The organism is Streptomyces sp. AC627_RSS907 (assembly GCF_019049165.1).
The window spans coordinates 1-726 of sequence record NZ_JAGMUE010001011.1 but is presented as its reverse complement, the minus strand read 5'-3'; the positions used below and the strand labels follow the sequence as shown (position 1 = coordinate 726).

Annotated in this window: 1 protein-coding gene and 1 pseudogene; both read left to right on the top strand. The window is 70.5% G+C overall.

The window, feature by feature from the left end:
* On the top strand, nt 1-426 hold a 426-nt coding region (locus tag KUM32_RS39960; RefSeq protein ID WP_217146623.1), incomplete at its 5' end, for an ArsR family transcriptional regulator.
* Nucleotides 423-726 (top strand): annotated as a pseudogene (locus KUM32_RS39955) (MFS transporter); the annotation flags it as partial. The gene KUM32_RS39960 and the pseudogene KUM32_RS39955, both read left to right, overlap by 4 nt.

Sequence of the window (726 nt, the reverse complement as noted above, 5' to 3'; positions counted from 1 at the left end):
CTACGGCACCTGGCGGGCTTCGGGTTGGTCCGGGATGCCGAAGCCGGGCCGGACCGTCGGCAGCGGCGATGGCAGGCGGCGGCGCGTGGGTTCCGGTTCCAGACGCCGAAGGACGGGGAGGGTGGCTCGGCCGCGCGGGCGCTGTCCCGGGAGATGTTCGCGCGCTACGGGGATCTGCCGAGCAGGTGGCTGACCGAGGTCGAGCCCCACCTCGACCCGGCCTGGCAGCAGGCCGCTGGTCTGGCCAACACCCGGGTGGTCGTTTCGGCGGAGGAACTCGCGGCGATTCAGGACGGTATCGAGCGGGTGCTGGCCCCGTACGTGACGCGCGACGCCGCCGAGCGGCCGACCGGCAGTCGCGGCGTCCGACTGATGCGCTATGTCCTGCCGGAACGGGACCAGGAGTCGGCGGATGAGACGCCATGAGCACTGCGAAGATCGATGCCCCGGTGTCCCTGTGGCGTGATCGGCGGTTCCGTCGGTTCTGGGCCGGGCAGTCCGTTTCGGAGTTCGGTGACCGCATATCCGAACTGGCCCTGCCGCTGATCGCCGTCACGGCGTTGAGCGCCTCGGCCAACCAGGTGGCGTGGCTGACCGCGCTCATCTGGACACCGAATCTGTTGGCGATTCTCCTGGGGGCGTGGGTCGACCGTCAGGTGCGTAAGCGTCGCCTGATGGTCCTGGCTGACCTGGTGCGCGGCGCGGTGTTGCTGAGCCTCCCCGTGG